This is a genomic window from Thioalkalicoccus limnaeus (genome assembly GCF_041197575.1).
Lineage (GTDB): Bacteria > Pseudomonadota > Gammaproteobacteria > Chromatiales > Chromatiaceae > Thioalkalicoccus > Thioalkalicoccus limnaeus.
In genome coordinates this window covers 47709-70734 of the sequence record NZ_JBDKXB010000006.1, presented here as the reverse complement: position 1 = coordinate 70734, position 23026 = coordinate 47709, and the positions used below count along the sequence as shown (strand labels likewise).

General features: G+C 65.0%; 15 protein-coding genes. 8 read left to right on the top strand and 7 right to left on the bottom strand.

Translation table 11 applies throughout. The features are described 5' to 3' along the window. Nucleotides 1-40 precede the first annotated feature (40 nt). Together dxs and gloB are read left to right on the top strand one after the other, a co-directional pair. Nucleotides 41-1957, top strand: coding sequence for a 1-deoxy-D-xylulose-5-phosphate synthase (gene dxs, locus ABC977_RS06915; protein ID WP_369666519.1), 1917 nt, complete (start codon nucleotides 41-43; stop codon nucleotides 1955-1957). Nucleotides 1958-1984: 27 nt separating this feature from the next. Beyond that, nucleotides 1985-2788: a hydroxyacylglutathione hydrolase gene (gloB, locus tag ABC977_RS06910; RefSeq protein WP_369666518.1), complete on the top strand. Its 804-nt coding sequence runs from the start codon at nucleotides 1985-1987 to the stop codon at nucleotides 2786-2788. A 3-nt stretch (nucleotides 2789-2791) separates the two neighbouring features. Here gloB and ABC977_RS06905 read toward each other — a convergent pair whose 3' ends face one another. Then, on the bottom strand, nucleotides 2792-3151 hold the full coding sequence (locus tag ABC977_RS06905; RefSeq protein ID WP_369666517.1) for a TusE/DsrC/DsvC family sulfur relay protein: 360 nt from the start codon (nucleotides 3149-3151) through the stop codon (nucleotides 2792-2794). 513 nt (nucleotides 3152-3664) lie between these two features. Between ABC977_RS06905 and ABC977_RS06900 the strand changes: the two genes are divergently transcribed. The 5 genes from ABC977_RS06900 to ABC977_RS06880 all read left to right on the top strand — a co-directional run bounded on the left by ABC977_RS06900 (nucleotide 3665) and on the right by ABC977_RS06880 (nucleotide 13158). Continuing rightward, the gene (locus ABC977_RS06900; RefSeq protein ID WP_369666516.1) at nucleotides 3665-6469 is read left to right on the top strand and encodes a peroxidase family protein; all 2805 of its coding nucleotides are present in this window, start codon (nucleotides 3665-3667) and stop codon (nucleotides 6467-6469) included. Nucleotides 6470-6595: 126 nt separating this feature from the next. Then, nucleotides 6596-7807: a cytochrome P450 gene (locus tag ABC977_RS06895; RefSeq protein WP_369666515.1), complete on the top strand. Its 1212-nt coding sequence runs from the start codon at nucleotides 6596-6598 to the stop codon at nucleotides 7805-7807. Between the two features lie 26 nt (nucleotides 7808-7833). Next, complete coding sequence (locus tag ABC977_RS06890) at nucleotides 7834-9852, top strand: c-type cytochrome (protein WP_369666514.1); 2019 nt, start codon at nucleotides 7834-7836, stop codon at nucleotides 9850-9852. A gap of 15 nt (nucleotides 9853-9867) precedes the next feature. Continuing rightward, complete coding sequence (locus ABC977_RS06885) at nucleotides 9868-11460, top strand: c-type cytochrome (protein WP_369666513.1); 1593 nt, start codon at nucleotides 9868-9870, stop codon at nucleotides 11458-11460. Nucleotides 11461-11847: 387 nt separating this feature from the next. After that, entirely contained in the window at nucleotides 11848-13158 is a 1311-nt protein-coding gene (locus ABC977_RS06880; protein ID WP_369666590.1) for an autotransporter outer membrane beta-barrel domain-containing protein, read from the top strand. A gap of 74 nt (nucleotides 13159-13232) precedes the next feature. Here the strand turns inward: ABC977_RS06880 and ABC977_RS06875 are convergent, their stop codons facing one another. The 6 genes from ABC977_RS06875 to ABC977_RS06850 all read right to left on the bottom strand — a co-directional run bounded on the left by ABC977_RS06875 (nucleotide 13233) and on the right by ABC977_RS06850 (nucleotide 21062). Then, the gene (locus ABC977_RS06875) at nucleotides 13233-14123 is read right to left on the bottom strand and encodes an alpha/beta hydrolase (RefSeq protein WP_369666512.1); all 891 of its coding nucleotides are present in this window, start codon (nucleotides 14121-14123) and stop codon (nucleotides 13233-13235) included. A 114-nt stretch (nucleotides 14124-14237) separates the two neighbouring features. Next, a complete protein-coding gene (locus tag ABC977_RS06870; RefSeq protein WP_369666511.1) occupies nucleotides 14238-14792 on the bottom strand; it encodes a hypothetical protein in 555 nt (184 codons plus the stop codon). A 250-nt stretch (nucleotides 14793-15042) separates the two neighbouring features. Further along, nucleotides 15043-18036, bottom strand: a complete 2994-nt coding sequence (locus ABC977_RS06865; RefSeq protein WP_369666510.1) for a caspase family protein — start codon at nucleotides 18034-18036, stop codon at nucleotides 15043-15045. Beyond that, complete coding sequence (locus tag ABC977_RS06860; protein WP_369666509.1) at nucleotides 18033-18968, bottom strand: hypothetical protein; 936 nt, start codon at nucleotides 18966-18968, stop codon at nucleotides 18033-18035. Before ABC977_RS06860 ends, ABC977_RS06865 begins: the two co-directional genes overlap by 4 nt. 36 nt (nucleotides 18969-19004) lie before the next feature. After that, nucleotides 19005-20159, bottom strand: a complete 1155-nt coding sequence (locus ABC977_RS06855) for a tetratricopeptide repeat protein (protein ID WP_369666508.1) — start codon at nucleotides 20157-20159, stop codon at nucleotides 19005-19007. Nucleotides 20160-20396: 237 nt separating this feature from the next. Then, nucleotides 20397-21062, bottom strand: a complete 666-nt coding sequence (locus tag ABC977_RS06850) for a Vat family streptogramin A O-acetyltransferase (protein WP_369666507.1) — start codon at nucleotides 21060-21062, stop codon at nucleotides 20397-20399. A 342-nt stretch (nucleotides 21063-21404) separates the two neighbouring features. Between ABC977_RS06850 and ABC977_RS06845 the strand changes: the two genes are divergently transcribed. After that, on the top strand, nucleotides 21405-23018 hold the full coding sequence (locus ABC977_RS06845) for an alpha/beta hydrolase (RefSeq protein WP_369666506.1): 1614 nt from the start codon (nucleotides 21405-21407) through the stop codon (nucleotides 23016-23018). Nucleotides 23019-23026 lie beyond the last annotated feature (8 nt).

The following is a 23026-nucleotide window of genomic DNA, read 5'->3' as shown; positions in this document are numbered from 1 at the left end:
GACTACGCGATTGTTCCAGCCAATGACGTGATGACCAGGCATGCCAGACCAGCCGAATCCTGACGCCTTGCTCGCTCCGTTGCGTTTCCCGCTGCTCAGTGCCGTGGATCTGCCGGCGGACCTGCGCCTTATGTCGGAGGATGACCTCCCGGCGCTGGCCCACGAATTGCGGGCCTTCCTGATCGAATGCGTGTCGCGCACCGGCGGCCATTTCGCCGCCGGGCTCGGCGTCGTGGAACTGACGATCGCGCTGCATTACGTGTTCAATACACCCGATGACCGGCTGGTATGGGATGTCGGCCACCAGGCCTATCCCCACAAGATCCTGACCGGGCGACGGCAGCAGATGCTGAGCTTGCGGCAGAAGGGAGGGATATCCGGTTTCCCGAAGCGCTGCGAGAGCCCGTATGACATGCTCGGTGTCGGTCACTCCAGCACCTCGATCAGCGCGGCGATGGGCATGGCGTTGGCGGCGGCGCGGAAGGGCGAACGGCGCCAAGTCGTGGCGGTGATCGGCGATGGCGCGCTGGGTGCGGGCCTGGCGTTCGAGGCGCTGAACCACGCCGGCGCGCTCGATGTCGACCTGTTGGTGGTGCTGAACGACAACGAGATGTCGATCTCGCCGCCGGTCGGGGCCATCAGCAAGCACCTCGCGCGGCTGTTGTCCGGCAAGCTCTACACGAGTGTGCGCGAGGGCAGCAAGACGGCATTGCGCGGGCTTCCGCAGATCCGCGAGCTGGTCGGGCGCTGGGAAGAGCACATGAAAGGCATGGTGATGCCCAGCACCCTGTTCGAGGAGTTGGGCTTCAACTACATCGGGCCGATCGACGGTCACGACATCGGGGCCTTGATCGCCACCTTGCGCAACATGCGCACGATGCCCGGCCCACGCCTGCTCCATGTCGTGACCCAAAAGGGCAAGGGCTACGAGCCGGCCGAGGGGCAGCCGGTCACCTACCACGGTGTCGCGCCGTTCGACCGCAAGACCGGGCGGCCCCGGGCCAGCGGCGCCGGGCCGACTTACACGCAGATCTTCGGCGACTGGTTGTGTGCGGCCGCGGCGCGTGACGAACGCCTGATCGCGATCACGCCGGCGATGTGCGAAGGCTCGGGCATGACCGAGTTCGCCCGTCGCCATCCGAGCCGGTTCTTCGATGTCGGCATCGCCGAGCAGCATGCGGTGACCTTGGCGGCTGGAATGGCCTGCGAGGGGCTCAAGCCGGTCGTCGCGATCTATTCGAGTTTCCTGCAGCGCGCCTATGACCAGTTGATCCATGACGTGTGCCTGCAAGGTCTGGATGTGACCTTCGCCGTCGATCGCGCCGGTCAGGTCGGCGAGGACGGCCCGACCCATGCCGGGAGTTTCGACCTCAGTTTCTGTCGGCCGATACCAGGGCTCGTGATCATGGCGCCGGGCGACGAGGACGAGTGTCATCGGCTGTTGCAGACCGCCTTCGAATATCCCGGCCCGGCCCTGGTGCGTTACCCGCGCGGCGTCGGGGCCGGGGTGGCCGTCGATCGGCAGGCTGGCACGGTCCCGATCGGTCGCGCGCGCCGGCGCCGCGAGGGTCGAGACATCGCGCTGCTCGCCTTCGGCAGCTTGGTCCCGGCGGCCTGCGCGGCGGGCGACGAGCTTGGGGCCACGGTCATCGATATGCGCTTCGTCAAGCCGCTCGACGAGGAACTGATCCTAGAATTGGCAGCGACTCACGAATTGCTGGTGACGCTCGAGGAGAACACCATCGCTGGTGGCGCCGGCGCGGCCGTCGGCGAACTGCTCGCCGCGCACGGATCCGCGACGCGCCTCCTGCATCTCGGCCTGCCGGACCGCTATATCGATCACGCAAGCCAGGCCGAGCAACGGGCCGAGTGCGGCCTGGACTCGGCCGGCATCCTCGCGGCGGTACGGGCGGTCTATTCGGGGCCCATGACCGAACCCTTGGCATCCGCTGGCTGACCAGTCCATGGGCGATGGGATGGCGCGATGACGGGCGAGATTGACGAGGCGAGGGCCAGGATCTCACCGATCCCGGCCTTCGACGACAACTACATCTGGCTGCTGCGGGATCCTGGGCGCAGGCTCGCGACCCTGGTCGATCCCGGGGATGCCGATCCGGTCGTGGCGGCGCTCGCGGACGAGGATCTGGCGCTCGCGGCGATCCTGATCACCCATCACCATCCAGACCATACCGGCGGCGTCCTGGACCTGCTCGCGGCCTTCCCGGATGCGTTGGTGTTTGGCCCGCAGGATCGGCGCATACCGGGCCTGAATCGGCCGGTGTCCGAGGGCGACGAGGTCCGGGTCCCCGGCCACGCGGAGGCCTTTCGGGTCCTCGAGGTGCCGGGCCATACGGCCACGCACATCGCCTTCCTGGGCGGGCGCACCCTGTTCTGCGGCGACACCCTGTTCGCCGCCGGTTGCGGTCGCGTGTTCGACGGCACCGTCGAGCAGTTGGCGCGATCGCTCGCACGCCTCGCGGCTTTGCCGCCGGACACCCTCTGCTATTGCGCTCACGAATACACGCTGGCGAACCTGGGGTTCGCCGCGTGGGTCGAGCCGAACAATGCCGCTCGGCAGGAGCGTCAGCGCGAGGTGGAGTCCCAGCGTGCCCGGCACGAGCCGACCGTCCCCTCGTCGCTCGCGCTCGAGCTGGCGACCAACCCGTTTCTGCGCACCGGTGAGCCGGTCGTGGTCGCGGCGGCCGAGCGCTTCGCTGGGATGCGCCTTCAGACTCAGGCCGAGGTCTTCGCCGCGTTGCGCCGCTGGAAAGACACGTGCTACGACTGACGCTTAGCGGACGCTGCCGAAGGATTTGTCGACGGCCCCGGCCGGTGGTTCGATGCCGGCCAGCCGACAGCCCTGCGCGATGGGTCCCCCGGGGAAGAGTGCGTAGAGATATCTGAGCCCACCGCTGGCGTGGAAGCGCTCCTCCAGCGCGTCCTGTAACTCGCGCATGTTCGGTCGTTCGTTGCGCGCGAAATAGCTCTGCAAGGCCTGGATCGTCGCCCAATGGTCGGCGCCGAGGGCGAGACCCTCGTTCCCCGCGGTGGCCTCGGCGGTCGCCCGAGTCCAGTCGCTCGGGGCATTCGGGAACTCGGCATCCGGTTCGTTCGAACCGGGGTTCAGGATGTCGCGCATGGTCGTCGTCATGGTTCGCCTCCTGCTGCTCTGGGATCGATGGGTCGAAGCGGCCGATTCGCAGTCTGCGAAGGTCCGGTGGTCATCGTCAAGCCCAGCGGCGCAGGGTAATCGCGTAATGATCCTCGCGGCCCCGTGAGCCATGGGAGCGATTCCACCGGACCCCGACCTCCTTTTCATTCCGAGCCTCACTTCTCGGGCGCCGTCACCTGATGGCTACTCGCCAGCGCACCTCTTCGCCGATCCAGTGGCGGTGGGCGGCGAGTGCCTCGTGCGACACCGATACCCCCTTTTCTGCTCGCTTCTTTGCGACGCGCCCCGTTGGATCGGGTTAGCGGCGCCAACGTCGGCACCCGGGGCCGCGAATTCGCGCCTTTAACGCATGATCCCTGAGGTTGACCAATGGTCAAACGCCGACTAGCTTTCTTTTGAACCTCGTGAAGCGGTCGGGTTTGATTTCCATCGGATAAGGCGCAGTGCCTCTGGCACGTTGCGCCCCTTGGCCCCAGAAAGGAGGGCTCGAAGATGGCAGCGAAACGGTCGTTCCTCCGCGCCGTCCTGATCGGTGTGGTGGCAGTTCTCGGTATCCCCGTCGTTTTGCTGGCCGCTTGGCCGGACTTGCGCGAGGAAGCGCTGTCCCTCACCGCCTGCTACCAACTCGGGCGCGCCGGCTTCCGGCCGGTCGCGCAGGAGCCCGCGGATCGGTTTCTCGGCAAGGTCCAGGAGTTCACGGCGCGCTGTCGCGGCGGTTCGAACGCGCTGGCTCACCGGGACACGCCCTGGGTCGATTGGTCCACTTATTGGGGCACGGGTGACGAAAGCACGCTATCGGGCTTTCGTCTGCTGCCCGGGGAGCGCTTCGATCGCTTCTCGCGCAACCAGCGTGGCATCGACGGGGCGCTGCTCGATCTCGAGTACCAACGCATCGAGTTGATCAAATTCAATCTGTTCGACAACTACACATACCCGGATTACCTGCGGGGCCGGGATGGCGTGGAGGGCCGGGCGGTTACTCAGTGGGCGGCCATGCGGCTGCCACCCGATCACCCGCACTATCGGGACGTGGGCGGCAGCGGCGATCAGCTCTGCAGCGGTGAACTGATTCGCCATCGCACCGTCAGCGGCGTCTGCAACGACATCCGCAATCCGCTGATGGGGTCGACGGGCACGCTGTTCGCTCGCAACGTTCAGTTCGAGGAAACTTTTCCCGAGCTCAGTCCGTCCGAACTCGTCCGCAACCGCCACGGCGACCGGCTGGGCGTGCTGCGGCCCGATCCGCAGCTGATCAGCCGCGAGCTCTTCACGCGTGAACAATCCGATCCGGAGCGCTGCAATGACGGCCTTGGGACCGGCGATGACCGGGCCCACTGCGACTACATCCAGGCGCCGTTTTTCAACGTCATCGCCGCCTTCTGGATCCAGTTCATGACGCACGACTGGTTCTCGCATCTGGACGAAGGGCGGAACAGCCCGACATTCATGGAAGTCGGTTGCCGCAACCGGCTCGAGGACGGCGTCGAACGGCCGCTGACCGAGGCCGAGATCGCCGCGCTGGGTTGCCGGCCGGGAGACCGGGTCGACCGCGCCTTGTACCAGGATACCGAGCCGGCCCCTGTGTTCACCGCGAACGGGCAGGAGCGGTTGGCGCGGGCCCACCGTACGACGCGCAACACCACGACGGCCTGGTGGGACGCCTCACAGATGTATGGCTACAGCGATGTCTCGCTGCAGCGTGTCAAGCGTGACCCCGACGACGCGGCGAAGCTGCTGATGGTCCCGCGTGACGATGCCGCCGGGCGAGAGGCGGCTGGACCCGGTGAACGCCAGGGCTATTTGCCGGTGTTCGAAGCCGACGATCCGATCCATCGCGACTGGCAAGGGCAGGAGGCTGTCGCTTTCCCCGACAATTGGTCGGTGGGGATGAGCTTTTTGCACAACCTGTTCGCGCGGGAGCACAACATCTTCGTCGAGGAATTCCGCCGCCACGCCGAGCGCAACCCGGATATCGATTCCGGCCTGCGCAACCCGGCCGAGCCGGATCGAGTCATCGCCTACCAGGACGTGACCCCCGACGAACTGTATGAGGTCGCACGGCTGGTCGTGGCAGCCACGATCGCGAAGATCCACACCACCGAGTGGACCACGCAGCTGCTCTATGACGAGGTCCTCCACCTCGCGATGAACTCCAATTGGCACGGCCTGTTCCGCGACCGCGACCGGGTGTCGCAGATCCTCGAGAAGGTGGTGGTGGATCGGTTGGGTACCTCGGTTCGAGATGTGGATCGCACGAGTTGGTGGTCGGTGTTCGCCTCCGGTTCAGGGATCTTCGGCCTAGGCAGCCGTCGCTACGCCGACAGCCCTGGTCTCCTGAAGATCCGCCCCTCGGGCGAGGATATCTGGGATCTGCGCAACCCAGAACACGTCAACGGTGGCGTCAACCATTTCGGATCACCGTTCAATTTTCCCGAGGAATTCGTCACGGTCTATCGCCTGCATCCGCTGGTACCGGACCTGCTGGAATACCGCCACTGGGATGATCCGAATCCGATCCGCGAACAGGTTCCGGTCATGTCGACCTTCCGCGGTGCGGCGACGCCGGCCATGCACGACCGTGGTCTGGCCGACTGGGCGGTGAGCATGGGCCGCCAGCGGCTCGGGGCGCTGACGCTGCAGAACCATCCGCGCTTCCTGCAGAATCTGCCGATGGCGCGGCTCGACAGCGAGACCCGGCTCCTTGACGTCGCGGCCTTGGACCTGATCCGCGATCGGGAACGCGGCATCCCCCGCTTCAACGAGTTCCGCCGCCAATACGGCCTTCAGAGTCTCACGAGCTTCGATGACTTTATCGACCGCCGGCTGCCCGCCGATTCGCCCGAACGTGAGCGCCAAGCGCAGATCGTCGTGAAGCTGCGCGAGATCTATGGTCAGCATCGCTGCGACGATTCGAAGGTGATCTCCGCCGTCCAACGCCTCAATGGCAAACCGGTCACGGACTGCCTCGGCCATCCCGACGGGACCCTGGTCGACAACGTCGAGGATCTGGACACGGTGGTCGGCTGGCTTGCCGAGTCGACCCGCCCGCACGGCTTTGCGATCTCGGAAACCCAGTTTACCGTGTTCATCCTCAATGCCTCGCGGCGCTTGTTCAGCGACCGTTTCTTCACCTCGAGCTTCCGCCCCGAGTTTTACACCCATTACGGCGTCGCGTGGGTCAACGACAACGGCCCCGCAGGAAGTGTCGCCGATGAAACGGGTCCTGCTGCGCACCATGCCGGAATTGGACGACGAACTGCGGGATGTGGTCAATGTGTTCGATCCCTGGGCGCGTGACCGGGGCCGCTATTATTCGTTGGAGTGGCGACCGCGCCGCGACGCGACCACCGATCCCGCCTTCGCGCCGCAGCCGTGAACCGGAACCAGGGCGCTGGAGCGCCCGGGCTCTTTGGTCTTGCGACGATGCTGTTGGTCGATCGCGTGCAACGGCGATCCGACGCCGATCCGGCCCGGGTCCTGTGCCGCTGGGCCGGCTTGCAGCCGGTCGAGGACGGCACGATCAGCGTCCGGACACCTGGGCGACGGGTCGCGCTGGTCGTTGACGGCGAGCGTTCCAGGCAGATTCTGGATGCCTCGCCCGCCAGCGGTGCCTGTCCGCCGGGCCGCCTGAAGCGCAAGGCCATGTCGTTTCTGGCGCCGCGGGCGCTGACCATCGCGCACGGCGAGGATTGGGCACGGCTGCGGGCCTTCCACGAACGAGTGCTCGACTTCGATCATCGGTATCCGCTGGCCCAGCGGTTCCTGGACCGCGTTCGCGCCGCCTTCGCACAGCCCGTGCACTCGCCCGAAGACATACGGCGTGCGATGGGGAAGGCGATGTTGGGCATCGTGCCGGGTGATGCCTCCCGGGAGGGTCTCCTTGACGACGTGCAGGCCCTCTTCGAGGCCGTGCAAAGCCCCGTCCGCCGCATGCTTCTGGGGTTCCGCTATCGCCGTGTCCGCGAGCGCCTGTACGAGGATCTGCGTGGCCGTGTTCGCCAGGGCGCTGCGGCGGACCCCGGCGATCTGATGGATCTGGCGCTGCAAGAGCAACCTCCGGCCGACGAGGATGAGCTTATCCAGCAGATTCCGCACTGGATGTTCACCTTCACCGGTTCGGGCACCGATCTGCTGACCCGCACCCTGGCCTTGATCACCGCCCGTGCCGAGGTCCACCGGCGGGTGCGGGACGAACTGGCGGGCGCCGGTGCCCTCGATCAGGCGGCTACCCTGAGCGCATTGCGCTACACCGAGGCCTGTCTGCTGGAAGCTGGCCGCCTGTTTCCGCCCGCCGCAAGAACCTTCCACCGCAGCGCCGACGACAAAACCGAGATCGCCCATTGGTTTCCCTTGCTCCATCGCGACCCTGCTCTCGGCGACTCGGTCGATGCGTTCCGGCCGGAACGCTGGCTGAACGTTGACCACGATGCCGCCGCCGATGCGTCCCTCCTGTTCCTGCGCGGTCCGCGCCGCTGTCCTGGCCAGCCCTTGATTCTGTTCGTGTGCAAGGCCGCGCTCGCGCGGCAACTCGGCGAGATCGGGTTCGGCGTGCGTGCGTCCCGTCTGTCCATGGACCCACTGCCGGTGAGGTTTCCGTTGGCCAAGGCCAATTTCCACCCGGAGACACCGTCATGATTCTGCTGGCGAAGGACCTCCGATCGATGTCCGGGAGCGAACTCGACACGCTATTCCGCGGCAGTCCTGCGGGGCCGATCCCGGTGGGCCGGACCCGTGGCACCGCGATCCTGTTTGCCGGCAGCTGGTTCGGCCGTCTCCTGTCAGTCATGATTCGCGTGCTGTTCTGGAAGGGCAAGATCTTCCGTCCGCAATCCGGCGACCTGAAGAACCGCGTCGGTCCGCTCGGTTGGCGGCTGATTCGAGCGGCCGTGTCCGAGGGCGACAGCTGGTTCGCCGACGGGCCGGCGGTCATCCTCGATTACTCGCAGACGTCGTTCCTCGCGCGAAAGATCCGCGACGAGATCCGCTTGGTGAGCCCCGGTTTGTATCTGGGCGTGGTCTATTGGGGCAAGCGTCGGATCGCCCGCTTCACGCTGGAATCCGACGATCAAGGGGAGGGCCGGCTCGCCGGTTTCACGAAGGCGGTCGGGGTCGTTACGCTCGCCACGCTGTTGATCGGCGGGGCCTATGTCGCGATCAGGTTGGCCGACGACCGACCGGTCACCTACGCGCTCGACGAGGACCATTTCAAGTACGGCTCCACCGGCGGCGAGCGCGGCTTCGGAAAGCAACTGGGGTTCGGTATCCCGTACTGGATGTGGGTGGCACTGCCGGAGCTGTTTCCGGAGTACCTGCCGGACGGCCAAACGGGGGTGGGTTACCGCGCCTTTGGCATGATCTATGAGCCCGATCGCGATCCGCGGCTCGAGCTTCCGATCGGCATGTCGATGCGCCGGGTCCAGGGCATCGACCGGGTCTATTTCAACTGCGCTGTCTGTCATACGGGCACCGTGCGTGCCGCGCCCGGCGAGCCGGCCGAGATCGTGCTCGGCATGCCGGCCAACACCTTCGATCTCGGTGCGCTGGCCGGTTTTCTGGGCCGCGCCGCCACTGATTGGCGCTTCCGCTCCGATCGGATGCTGCCGAAGATCGAGGAGCTCGCGCGGCTGCAGCAGGAACTGACGCTGTCCGGTGACCGCTACCAGCCGCAACCGCTCGATGCGCTGGACCGGGCGATCTTCCGCTATGTCGGCATCGCGTTGATGCGCGAGCAGTTGTTGACCCTGACCTCGCGCCTTGCGTTCATGGACATGACCACCTGGGGGCCGGGTCGCGTCGATACCTTCAATCCGCCGAAGGCCTTGCTCGGGTTCCCGATGGAGAAGGCGCCGGAACGCGAGCTGGTCGGGAATGCGGATCTGCCGTCGGTCTGGAACCAGCGCTGGAAGCAGGGCATGCAACTCCACTGGGACGGCAACAACACCAGTGTCGACGAGCGCAACCTGAGTGCGGCCTTCGGGACCGGGGCCACCCCGACTACCCTGGACAAGGACAAGGTGCTGCGGGTGGCGGCCTGGCTCTGGGACAAGGCTCAGCCGCCGGACTTTCCCGAGCCGTTCATCGATCGAGAGCTGGCCGCGCGCGGCAAGCCCGTCTACCAGCAATACTGCTGGTCCTGCCACGGCAACCGCGAGCCGCCCTATCGTACCGAAGGCGACGGCGGTTTGGTCGGAACCGTGACGCCGATCGCCGAGATCGGCACCGACCGCGCACGCCTGGATTCCTATACTCGCCTGCTGGCCGTCGCGCAGAACTCGCTCTATGCCGGATTCCCGGCCGACGAGGCGCACTGCCGGGACCGCCCCGGCGACCTGGAACGCTGCTACCCGGCCCGTTTCAGCCATTTCCGCAAGACCTACGGCTACGCCAACCTGCCGCTCGACGGCCTGTGGCTGCGCGCGCCCTATCTGCACAACGGCTCGGTTCCGACCCTGTATGACCTGCTCGAACCGGCCGAGAACCGGCCCGAGGTGTTCCACATCGGCTACGACGTCTACGACTACCAGGATGTCGGCTTCGTCAGTTTCGGACCGGACGCCGAACGCCAGGGCTGGCGGTACGACACTCGCGAACGCGGCAACGGCAATGGTGGCCACGACTATGGGACCCTGCTCGCGCCGGACCTCAAGGAGGCGTTGATCGAGTACCTGAAGACCTTCTGATCGGGGGGCAAGCCGATGAACAGCCAAGCGAAGAAACGCAACTGGAAAGGACGGCTGGTGCGGGGGGTCGCGTTCTTGGTCATCCTCGCGGTGCCGCTCGCGGCCTATGGCTGGTACAAATTCGTCCGCGAGGTGCCGCAACCGGCCTGGATCACCACGGATCCGGAAGCCAACTTCCTGCACGGCTCGATCGGCGGCGAGGCGGAAGGTGGGATTCCCTATTGGATCGTCGCGGTGCTGCCGCGGATCTTCGACGATTTGATGCCCGGCCCCGGCGGCTACGCGGCGTTCGGCCTGCCCTGGATCGAGGGCACCGAGTTGCCGGTCGGATTCTCTCGCAAGACCGTGGGCTTCGAGCGCGTTGGTTTCAATTGTGCTCTGTGTCACGCCACCCAATACCGGACCCACGATCAGGAATCGCCGGTCATCGTGGCCGCCGGCGGTAGCCATACAGCGGACATTCAGGCCCTGCTGGAATTCTTCAGCCGAGCGGCCAACGATCCACGCTTCAACGCCGAGACCATCCTGACCCAGATCGATCTCTCGTATCCGCTGAGCTGGGTCGACCGTCAGCTCTACAAGTACCTGTACATTCCGATTGCCCGCAAGCGTTTGCAGGAACAGGGCCGTGACTTTGCCTGGGCGGACGATCTGCCGCGTTGGGGACCGGGTCGCGATGCCCCGATGAACCTGACCAAGTTCAATTTCCTGGACATGCCGGTGGACGGCAGCGTGGACAACACCAGCTTCCCCTCGCTGTGGAATTTACAGGCCCGGGTGCAACCGGGCCGCACCTGGCCCGAGGACAATCATGCACTGACGGCCGACTGGTCCACCTTGGACATCGAACCCTCGCGGCTGATGTTGATGAATCTCGACGGCGCGACCACGTCGTTTCGGGCCGTGGTCATCGATTCGGCGCTGGGTTTGCAAGCCCAGAACACGCCGTTCTTCCGCCAGCGGGTACAGGAGCTGGAAGACTGGCTACTGACCCTGCCGGCACCGGCCTACCCCCTGCCCATCGACGCGGAACTCGCGGCGACCGGCCAGACCCTGTTCGAGCAGCACTGCGCGGGCTGCCATGCCGCTGGGCGCGACAACCGCCTCGGTACCGTGATCCCGCTGGCCGAGATCGGGACCGATCCCGAGCGCGCCGAAGCTTGGTCGCAAGAGGCGGCCGATGCCGCGAACCGCCTGGTGCGGGATCGCTTCAAATTGGGCCGGACGCCGATGGGGCAGCCGGAGGATCGCGGCTACATCGCCCTGCAACTGGACGGCGTCTGGCTGCGCGGACCCTATCTGCACAATGGTTCCGTGCCGACCCTGCGCGCGCTGCTGGAGCCTGAAGAGCGGCGGCCTCGGGTCTTCTACAGCGGCTACGATGTGATCGATCGCTGGAACGGCGGCTTCGTCTCGCGCCGCTGCGCCGGTGCGGATGCGGGGTTGCCGGCGGATCGCGAATCATTGCAGTGGGGCTGCATGCCTCGGCACGAAGGTTGGCTTTTCGACACCGCCGAGCGTGGCAACAGTAATCGCGGGCATGCCTACGGGACCACGCTGGATGAGGCGTCGAAGGACGCATTGGTCGAGTACCTGAAGACGCTTTAGTTCGGCCAAGGGCAGCATTCGCAAATTACCGGCATGCGAATATGATCATGGCAGCGACCCTTGATGCCTTCCGATCCTAATAGCAATAAGATCAAAAGGCCCAAGGTGCTGGTAGCACATTCTCGGGACACGAAGAGCGGAATTCGAGCTGCCAACGATCGGGGTGGGTCGTGTTATCGCAGCACGCGAATCCGCCAGCAACGGAAAAGGCGCCAGCACCCCGGACGACGAGCCCGCCGGCTCGGATGGCTCGTCCTATTCGTGGCCTTGACGACAGGAGAACGGACAGTGAAGAGAAGGCTCGATCGCTCCCCAATGGTCCGCACGGCCAAGGCGCGCCATTGCTGTCTCGCGTCAGCTCATCGGATGGTGGCCGTTTTGGCGCTCGTGCTCCCCGTCGTGGTCGGCACGGCCCTTCCGGCCCTGGCTCAGACCCCGCCGCCGCCGTATCAGACTGCGTTGGGGGTAACCACCGTGAACGGGGCCGTTCTCGGTGCGGCACTTTTTTCCACCTGCGCGAGCGGTGCCAATGGTCTGGGCAGCCCAAGCAATCAGGCATTCCAGAGTGACTGCAATCTCATCGTTTCCAACAGCAGCGCGGGTCAGACGTCGCAGGCTCTTGCCTCGCTCGCGGCCGACCAGATCAATGCTCAGAACTCGGGAGCGAGCCGGGCCGCCGGCTTGGGTGTGGCAATGATTCAGGGCCGTCTCGAGCGCCTCCGCCTGGCAAGCACAGGATCTTCCAGGCAGTCGGGTGACCGTTTAGCGGCTCACGGTCACACCGTGCAATGGACCGGTGGAGGGGCTAGCGGCGATCTGGCGTTTGGCCGCTTCGGCGGCTTTCTGCAATTCGACTATGGCACCGGCGAGGAAGATGCGACCCCATTTCAGCCGGGCTACGACCTGGACCGCTGGGCGGTTCTTGGTGGACTGGATTATCGTTTTTCCGACAATCTGATTGGTGGCTTAGCAGTCCGCTATCATGATATGGATGTCGACTATGACGCTGATCGTGGCGACATGACGGGGAACGGCTGGGCGATCACGGCCTTCGGCACCTATTTTCTACCGAATGGTTTTTTCGTCGATGGTCTCGCGGGTTATGGCCAGCATGATTACAACCTCGACCGCCTTGTTCGCTACACGGTCAGTGGTCAGGAGGCCAGCCAGATCGCCAAGTCGGAGCCGCGCGGGCATCTTTGGAACCTCCACCTCGGGGCCGGTTACACGCTGTCGCAAGGCTCCTGGTCCATCACCCCTACGCTGCGTCTCAACTACTTACAGAACGAGATCGATCGGGTTCGCGAGCGGATGGTCGGCTCGACCGTCACGGGGCGTAGCATGGCGCTCGCGATCGACTCGGAAACCTACACCTCGTTCACCTCGAACCTCGGGGTGCAGATCGCCAATGCGATCAGCCACCGAACAGGCGTGATCGTGCCCCAACTGCGCATGTCATGGATCCATGAGTTCGAGAACGATCAGAAAAGGGTCGGCGCGACCTTCATCAATGATATCAATCAACAGCCGTTGTTCGTCGTGACCAACGAGCCGGATCGCAACTACTTCGATCTTGCGGTGGCCGTGTCGGCACAATTCGCGCAAGGCCGATCGGCATTCGTCGCTTACAACACCTTGCTCGGTTACGACGATGTGACCTTCCACGCCATTTCGGCAGGCGTGAGATTGGAATTCTAGGACGGGGTGCGACCGGTTCGCCTAGGCCAGATGCGAGCCGCACTTGGCGTGTCAGGCCTTGGCGCGGTCGCCGTTCAAAGCCCTTCCCGTACGCTTGCGAGCAGCCTCGGCCACGCCTCGACCCAGCAACAGACGTGGTCGAAGCCGGCAATCAGGACGCGGCCGCGCAAGCGGCCAGCCTCCGCGGCCGGAGCCGATAGCGAGGGCGGCACAAGACGATCGTCCGTCCCCAAGAAGTGTCGTTGGTACACTTCCTGATTCAATGGCGGCCGGGTGTTGGGGTTCAGCGAGCCGATCAGCGGCGAGTAACCGTGATAGGTGGTCCATGAGGTCGGGTCGAGATTTCCGGCGACGGTGACGACGCCTGCCGTTTCAGGGAACCGCTCTGCGAGGAGCAGCGCGAGCGTGCCACCGCCACTGTACCCGATGAAGACGAGGCGCACCGGCGTCAGGCCTTGTAAATAGCGTCGCAGCGCGGCCTCCAGGCTGTCCAACGCCTCGGGTCCGTAGCGTCGGCTGGTCCAGATGGCAGCATGGCATCTGGGCGCTGTCGCCATGCCATGATAACAAGGTCGGCCAAGATACAGGCTCGCATCGGTATCCTGTGCCATCAAGGCGAGGGCCAGCGGCTTGCGCGGGGTCGGGTCGGGTGCAATGGTGTAGCGGTTGAGCCACGGCGAGCCGTCGCCGTCGAGATAGACATGGAGAATACCAGCGGGATCGATAGGCACTCTGTTCCGGTAGGTGACATGCATGAAACCCGAGCCATCCAGGACACCGCGCTCGAGGTCCATACCCGCCGCGGCGGCATCGATTCGCTCGGCCGGAGTCGCGCAGCTGCAAAGCCAGATCAGTGCGCTCAGGCATAGCCAGCCAGCCCAGATGGAGCGGCGAGTGCGGTGTCTCGAGTGCCGTTGGAGTCCTTCCCCCGTGACCCGCAGCGCAGCGCGACTGGGTGGGATCATGCCCAGGCGGCGCTGCGGAGCGGCGAAACAAACCGCCGCTCGGGTCGGCCACGGGTCGCGGCGCCGGCAAGCGGCCACCGCTCTGGTCGCACGCGGACGGCGGTCAGTCTCCGCTCACTCGCCGGTGCCTTTGACATAGACGACACGGCCCCCATCGGGCGAGAGGGACGGTTGTCGGCACGAGGCCGGCCGGCATCGCGAGATGTTGCGCGCTTCCCCAACACCTGCCGTCTCGATGAAGACATCGGTCCAGGTCACGGAAACCCCCTCGACCTCGCCGTGCTCCTCGCGGACAGAGAGCCGCCTGTCGCCGTATTCGCGGTCGTCGCCGAGCAGGTGTGGGACGAGGCGTTGCTCGGTCTGGTCTTGCTGTGGTGGGGATCGGACAACGCGGCGCTCCTGACGGTCGAAGACCGCGGGTCTAATGGCTTCGCCGTCCGCGTCTGTGATGAGCACCAGTAGTTGGTTGGGATCCTCGCGATGGGCACCGACAAGCTTGACGACACCGGGAATCGTGGCGACGAGCGTCGGCTCTGCGCCAAGCTGATGAATCTGGATTAGATTATTTCCGCTCAAGGCCAGGATGGCCTGGCCGTTCGATAGGAAGATCGGTGAGCGGTAGGGCCCATGAGCGAAGCGGAGACGCACACCTGTCGTGAGATCGGCCACCCACAGTTCACCAGCCCCTGGCTCGGTCTCCCCTTTGAGGTTGCTCGGGGTGGCCGATACCCCTAAGAAGTCGAGTACTTGTAAGAGCCATGGCGACGCTCGTGCCTCGCTGTCCGATATTGCCGCAGCAGGCGCTAGGAGGAGCAGAGTTAACAAGCCGATTCGCCCGAACACGGCCCCGCGGGCGAGGCGTTGCCCAGGCGAGCTGTATCGGCGGCTCAGGGGAGGGCGCTTCCAGCGGTCACGGGACTCAATGCAGGACGAAGAGCGGAAAAGACGGGCTGTCGGCGGGGGAGTCGAAGATGGCATGCTGGCGACCCTCGGTCAATTGACGTACCTGTTCGATGATCCAGGAGCCTAGCTCATGGACGTAGATCACGCCGTCTTTCGGCCCACCGTAGCCGTCGGCCTTGCCTGAAAGCCCACTGCGAACCGCCTCGGTGAAGGCGCCGAGCCCCCATTCCGCCTTCTCGACGGACAGCTGACGGCTTGTCGAGGCGGTAAAAGTGACCAGCCCAGAATTGGTGGCGTTGAGCTCCTTCACGAGGCGCGTCTTGTCGACCAATGCGCCTTTGTAACGGGTCCCGGAGATGGCCCCGGCACGGCAGGTGTCGACCATCAGCAGCTTCTTACCCGGAATGTGCACCAGCGGTTCATAGAGATGCGCCGCGCCGACACCCCTTACGTTCACCTCGTCCTCTGGCGAGTGGTCGACTGGCAGAAAGTAATAGTCGCCACGGTGATCGAGCACGCCATGTCCAGAGATGAACAACATGCGCACGTCGTTCTGTGTTCCCGTGCGCTCCAGCCAGTTGATGGCCCGTATGATGCCGTCGCGTGTCGCGTCAGCGTCGAGCACGACCTTTGCGTGCACCTCACCGAAGAGGCCGCCCACCTGGCTTGCGAAGAGCTCGGCGATGGTTTCGGCGTCTTTGGCCGCGAACTCGAGGCGCAAGGCATCGGCCGGATAGCGCGCAACGCCGATAGCCAGCAGGACCAGGTTGGGCTTGATCTCCTCGATCGGCGTTCGCGGCTCGAGGACCACCTGACGGACTTCTGGCTCCGAGATCCCTTTGCCGTTCAGGGCCACCACCTTCAGTGTGTTCTGTCCTTCCTCGAGATCCAGATCCAGCTCCAGGACCTGCTCGTCGAGACCGTCACCGTCGAGAGGCTCGTGCGCGTCGGCGGTAGCGAAGGGCTGGGCCAACACGAGCCCTCCGTTCAGTTCCACTCTGATCTCGGTGATCGGCCAATGGTACGACTTGGCCACGATGCGAACCGGTAGGGTCTCATCCTCGACGCGGAAGCGATCGCGGCGAAAGGGCTCGACATGCAGAAACGGCGGCACGATCGCGGCCACGCTTTCCAGTGGCCCGTCGGTTCGTTCAGCCAGGGTTCCGCCGCGGCGTCGGTTTGCTTGGCCGAGCGCGGCCTCGATGTCGCGCATCTCAAGCATGTTACCGACGACGTCGGGACGATAGAGCTCTTGCTGAAACTGTTGGGCGCGGAAGAAGTCGGCGGCGCGCGCTGGTCCGCGGTTGATGTGCCAGCCAATGTAACGGTCTCCAATCGGGCTCGAGGCGTAGTAGCCTGTAGTCGTCCAAGCGGCCCACTGGTCGTCCGCTGCGACGAAGATGGTCACCAGTTCCCTGCCCGTGGCAAGATCCCACAGACGGATCGTGCCGTCGGCCGACCCCGTGACGAGCGTCGAATCGTCCGGCGCCACGGCCACATCGTAGACATCCCCCGAATGACCAACCAGATCCCGCAACTTGTTACCGGTGGCCGTCTCGAACATCGCCAGGGTGCCGTTACTGCCGCCACTGATGAAGTGCTCGCCATCCTGCGTCAAGCTGTAGGAGCGGTGCCGAAAGCCGCTGGTCTGGTCGCGCTCGATTTCATACATCAGGATGCCGTCCCGATAGACCTGCATCACGCCTTGATAGCCGAACGGGCCGTCGCGCGTCCGAAGTTCGTAGCTGCCGTGCCGGCTTCTGGCGCGAAGGTAGGTGTCGGCGTCGTCAGCGCGGAGCGTCTCGCCGAGCTCGATGTGATATTCGCCATTGCTGCGGAAGCTGATTGCCCTTTGCAGCGGCCCAAGATAGTGGTCGGGGCTGTCGATATCGAACTCTTGCCCATAGGCGATGCTGTCGCCGTTGCGGGCGAATCCGACGGCCCAGACCATGCGCGCGAGACCCGAGAGCTTGGCTTTCAGGTTTCCGGATCCCAGGTCCCTGAGAAAGATCTCATCACGATCGCCACCCGCGATGGCGGCCGTATGCCCGTCCGGCGATATGGCCACGGCCAAGACAAGATTGTCGTAGCCGGTTTGGTAGACCAGCTTCCCGGTCGCGACCTCGAAGACCGAAGAATAGGCACCGGCCCCGTACCCGGCGCCGGTCAGCACAAGCCGCCCGTCGGGGCTGAACGCGATGCTGGTGACGTCGCTCTCTTGCCGGCCGATGATCGGCTCGCGGCCGTCCTCGCCGAGCACGGCCGTCCAGTCGTCGGTCTCCCAGAATCGCACCCTCTCGTCTTCTCCGCCGGACGCGAGCAGGCGGCCGTCAGGCGAGAAGGCCAGGGACAGCACGGCCCCGTCGTGTCCCTCGAACTGATGGGTCAGCGCCCCCGATGCCAGATCCCAGACACGCACCAGCCCTTCGGTGTCCGCTGAGGCGACGCGCACGCCGTCGGGCGAGACGGCCACCGCCGGAACGGGTCCGTCATGTCCCGTCAGTCGATGGCGGAGCGAAAACCCCCTAGTGTCCCAGACAATCGCTTGCCCGTCGGCGCCGGCAGATACGAGATGTGTCCCCGTCGGGGAGAAGTCGAGACCCAAGACCACATCTTCGTGGCCGACGAGCAGGTGCGTTACGACGCCATCGCGAACATCGTGCAGGCGGATCGGATGCTGACCAGGCTCATGGCCCGGTAGATTTCCGCCGACAGCCAGGATCGCGTCATCGGGCGACAGGGCCAGCGCGTAGATGGCGCCGGAAAGCCCATCGCCGATCTCGCCGCGAAGGACACGAGTCGTCTCGCCAGTCTTCGTGTCCCAAATGCGGACCGTCTTGTCGTAGCCGCCCGATACGAGCAGCTTGCCATCGGACGTGAATGCGAGGTCGCGGATCTTTCCCGTGTGTCCCCCCGTCTCGAAAACGCGCCATGGCGGCTCCTCTTCGGCGGCGGCTTGACCTAGGCAAAAGAGGAGCACCAGCAGGCTGCGTCGTCCCAGGGCCGTCAACCTCTGAAACGAAGCGTCAGGATCGGATCGAACCGTACGATGCTCATCTGCTGCTCGATCGAGCGATCCAGCATCAGTAGGCTCCAGCGGGACGCAGCTCCTGCGTCTTCGCGACAGGAAAGCACCGCCAGGCGGCTGCCATTCCAAATGAGCCAGGTGTCGGCGCATCGATCGAGCGAGCCATAGTTGGAGTCATGTACTACGACCTTGGGGACCGTTTTGCCGGCGATCAAGATGCCATGATTCACGGGCAGAAGCAGCACGGCGATCGCGATCAGGAGGGCAAGCAGCGCTTGCAGAGGACGCATCCATGGTTTACCGATCGGCTCGCGTCCGAGCGCCGCCATCAAGAGACCCCAGCAGGCGATCAGCGCGGCGAGCAATGCTGCGATATAGAGTGATCGCACGGCTTCGTTGTCTGCCAACAGCAATGCCTGCAGCCAGTCTGGCCCCGGCAGGGTCTCGCGAACCAATAGGTTGCTCATGACGAAGCATTGCCGCATGACCAATTGGATCAGCGCGGTGGCCAACAGGATGCCGAGCAGCACTGGTGTTGCCGGACGTCGCCACAGCGCGCGCAGCCCCGCGACGTCCCTCGGCGCTGGCTCGCGGCCGACCGGCGCCGGTAGCCAGGACGAAATGATCCGAGCGAGCAGGAACAGAGGCGCGGCGAGGCCGACGGCGATCAAAGCCAGCAGGACGAGAATCGGGATCGCGGACACGGTGTAGACGAGAAACCGGGCTCCGGCGAAGAGGTAGCGCTCGTCGAGGAGATTGAGGTCGGTTTCGATGCCGAGCGTGGTGAGGTGAAACCGCAGCGAGAGATAGCCGAAGAGATACACGAGAAAGCTGCTGACGGCGACAAGTGTGCCCCAATGGGCCACGAATGCCTTCAATGTCTCCGCAAGGGTCCGCCGTGGCGACGCACTCATGGCCGGCCGGATTCGGCGCCGAAAAGCGCGCAGGACTTACCGCTGGGCGAGGAGGCCAAGCACCTCATCCCTTTGCTCCTTGCGGCTGGCTTGGAGCTTTTCCAGCCGGGCCACCTGGTTTTCGAGTTCGGCGATCCGTCGACCGCCTTCCGATGACGCTTCGTCGAGCTGGCCTCTTGCCTGCTGAAGCTCCCGAGATGCCTCGTCGAGTTGCCGCTGTGTCGCCTCGATCTCGAGCGCGAGCTGATCGGCGCGGCTCTGCGCCTCCCGCAATTGGCTCGTCAACACCGATTGTTGCTCGGACAACGCCGCCTCGGCGGAGGCCAGTGCCTGGTCCTTCGCGGCCAACTGCTGCTCGAGGCTGGCCAGTTGTCGCCGCAGTCCCTCCGCGGCATCGCCGCCGCCTGTCCCTGGAGGGCTGCGCGCCTGTGCCTGACCTTCGAGCTGGCGGCGTAGGTTCTGGATCTCTTGCTGGAGGACCTCCTTTTCCCTCGTCTGGGCCTGGAGGCGGTGTTCGGTAGATGTCAGCTCTCTCTGAAGTGACGCTTGCAGACTGCGACGCTTAGCGGCCTCCTGGCGAAAGGCGGCACGTTCCGCCTCCAATGTCGAGCGAAAGACGATCTCGTCCTGATCCAACCCGGACGCGCGGCGATACCATTCAAGCGCAGCCTGCCTGTCTTGCGGGACTCCTAAGCCACGTTCATAGAGCGCCCCCAGTCGGATCTGAGCCGCCTCGTGTCCCTGTTCGGCGGCTTTGCGGTACCACTCCGCCGCGCGCTCATAATCCCGAGCCGGTAGGCCCAACCCTCTCTCATAGATCTCGCCAAGGTGCGTTTGGGCTACGGCATTTCCCTGCTGAGCCTTCGGCAGCAGGCTATCCCGCGCCGAGGCGTAATTGGCGCGATCGAAGACCACATATTCGCCGCCGCGGATCGCGCAATCCCTCGGTGTCGTCTTCACGAGCCGCCGCGGGCCGAGGTAGGTCACCATGGTGCCGAGTTGGCGCACCTGACCTGGGAGCATGCAGTCGCACAGGACGAAATCCTCCACTGAGTCGGGAGGTGAGCTGGCGCTTCGGGCGACCGGGGAGGCGCCGTCCGCTGGCAAGGTTACGCAGCCGCCGAGGCCCGACGTCAGCATGCCCAGCGACAGCGCCAGCAACAGCTTACCAGCCAAGCGCGGCTCGTTCATCTCCACCTATCCCTCGCGGACTCGTTGTGCTTACAAGCCTAGAAGAGGACTCGTCAATAGACAACAAAGGAAAAAGTAGGGTCAACAAGGATGAGGTTACCCTGTTGTCGCCGAAGGCACCGCGGTGACAGTTGTGTACAAGGCGTGAGAGGCGCCGAAGGGAAGAACCACGGTTGAGCCACAAGGCCCGTCAGCTTCGCCCGGCAGAGCGCGTCCCGTCGATGACCTGTCAGAATGCTAACGAGCGCTATCGGAGCGTCCGTGTGCGTTCCCGGCAGCGGCCTCGAGGGCATCGACATCGGCGCCCGTGATCTTGTCCAGATGGGCGGTGATCTTCTCGACCGGCCAGTCCCACCAGGCGATGGCCTCGAGTCGCGCGATGGTCTCGGCGCTGAAGCGCTGGCGAATGGGCTGAGCCGGGTTGCCGCCGACGATGCTGTATGCGGGTACGTCGCGCACCACCACGGCGCGTGCCGAGACGATCGCGCCGTTGCCGATCCGGACCCCGGGCATGATCAAGGCCTCGTACCCGATCCAGACATCGTTGCCGATGATGGTGTCGCCCTTGTACGGAAGGTCGGCCGGTTCGGGCTCTGCCGTCTCCCAGCCGTTGCCGAAGATGTAAAAGGGGTAGGTCGAGATACCCGACAGCGCGTGATTGGCACCGTTCATGATGAAACGCACGCCGCGCGCGATCGCGCAGAATTTGCCGATGATCAGGCGGTCGCCGGTGAACGGGAAATGGTAGAGCACGTTGCGCTCGAAGTCCTCGGAGTTCTCCGGGTCATCGTAATAGGTGTAGTCGCCGACGATGATGCGAGGGTTCCGCACAGTGTTGCGGATGAAGCAGACCTGCGGGAAACCCGGCATCGGGTGCTTCGTGTCGGGGCTCGGTCCGGGCATCGTTACCTCCGGCATAGCGCGGGTTCTAGTGGACCTCTTGCACGGCGGCTCATCAGGGCGCCGCGCCGTCGTTGGCCAGGGAAGCAATGGTTGCTCGAGAAGCCAAGGGCCTGCCTATCGCGAACCGCGACGGCGGTGCGGCTGTGGAACTGGCCGTGACCGAAGTGTACCCTACGCCGGTTTCGTGGGCGGATGTCTGCCTTGAACCGATGCAACACGTGCGATGGATACCTTGATAACGGCTTTAGCCCGAGAGGAGAATGCCTTGGTTAACTTGGATGAGGGTGTCGTCGCAGATATCGGCGCGGGTGGTCCTGACCTCGCCGCCGGGGGGCATTCGGAATGAGGGCGCCTCCGAGCATCGTCGGCCTGGTCGTTGGCGCGATGTTTTTCGCCTTTTCCCTGACCCCGTCGCTGCTGCCGCGCCCTTTCCTAGTCCAGGGCGCCCTCTCCGGGTTGTCGTTCGCAGCCGGCTATGGTCTGGGTGTCGCCGCCGTGTTTCTCTGGAAGTATCTGCAACTGCCCTTGGTCCGGGGGCGCGCGGTGCCGATAGCCAACGGGTTCGCGGCCGTGATCGGTCTCGTGATCACGGTGGGTTTCCTCTGGCAGGCCTCGCATTGGCAGAACTCACTCCGCGCGCTGATGGGCATGGAGGCGTCTCCCGGCGCGCACCCGCTTCTGATCGGTCTCGTGGCCATCCTCGTGGCTGTCGTGCTGATCGGCCTCGCGCGGCTGTTTCGCTGGGTATTTCGCCTCCTGTCACGATGGCTTCACCGATTCCTGCCGGCCCGTATTTCCCATCTGGCCGGCATCACCGCAGCGATCCTGCTGTTCTGGACGGTCATCGACGGTGTGCTCGTGTCGTCGGCGCTGCGGCTTGCCGACCGGTCCTTTCAACAACTGGACGCGTTGATCGAGGATGATCTGCCGCGGCCTGTTGGGACGCTGCAGACCGGTAGCGCTGCGTCGCTGGTCGACTGGAGGGATCTGGGCCGCCAGGGGCGCCGGTTCGTGGCGGGCGGTCCGACCTCCGACGAATTGAGCGAGTTTCTCGGCGCGCCGGCGCCTGCGCCGATCCGGGTCTACGTCGGTCTGAATTCAGCCGGTGATGCCGAGGAGCGCGCCCGGTTGGCCCTCGAGGAACTCAAACGCGCGGGCGGGTTCGAGCGCTCGATCCTGGTGCTGGTCACGCCGACCGGGACTGGATGGGTGGACCCGGCCGGACAGGATACCCTCGAGTATCTGCATCGCGGTGACATCGCCACCGTGGCCGCGCAGTACTCATACCTCAACAGCCCGTTGGCCTTGCTTACACAGGCATCCTATGGTGCCGACATGGCGCGCGCACTGTTCGCGGAGATCTATGGATACTGGCGCACCCTACCTCGGGATAGCCGTCCGCGACTCTTTCTCAGCGGCCTCAGTCTGGGTTCGCTGAATTCCGATCTGTCCTTCGATCTCTACGACATCATCGATGATCCCTTCGATGGCGTGTTGTGGAGCGGCCCGCCGTTCCGCCATGCGACCTGGAGGCGGATGACGGCCGAGCGGGATCCTGGGTCGCCGGCCTGGCTGCCCGAGTTTCGCGGCGGCTCGGTGGTCCGCGTCATGAACCAGGAGTTGGGTCTCGACCGGGGCCAGGCCGAGTGGGGGAATTTCCGGATTGCCTTCCTCCAGTACCCCAGCGATCCGATCACCTTCTTCAGCCCCGGCGCGGCGTGGCGCGAACCCGACTGGATGCGCGAACCCCGTGCGCCCGACGTGTCGCCCGAGCTGCGCTGGTTCCCGGTGGTGACCATGCTTCAGCTGGCGGCCGACATGATGGTCGGCACCGCGCCCAGCGGTTTCGGTCATGAGTTCGCCCCGACCCACTATATCGACGCCTGGCTCGCTCTGACCGAGCCTGAGGGCTGGAGCGAGTCAGAACTGGAACGGTTACGGATCCTCTTCGATTAGAGAGGACC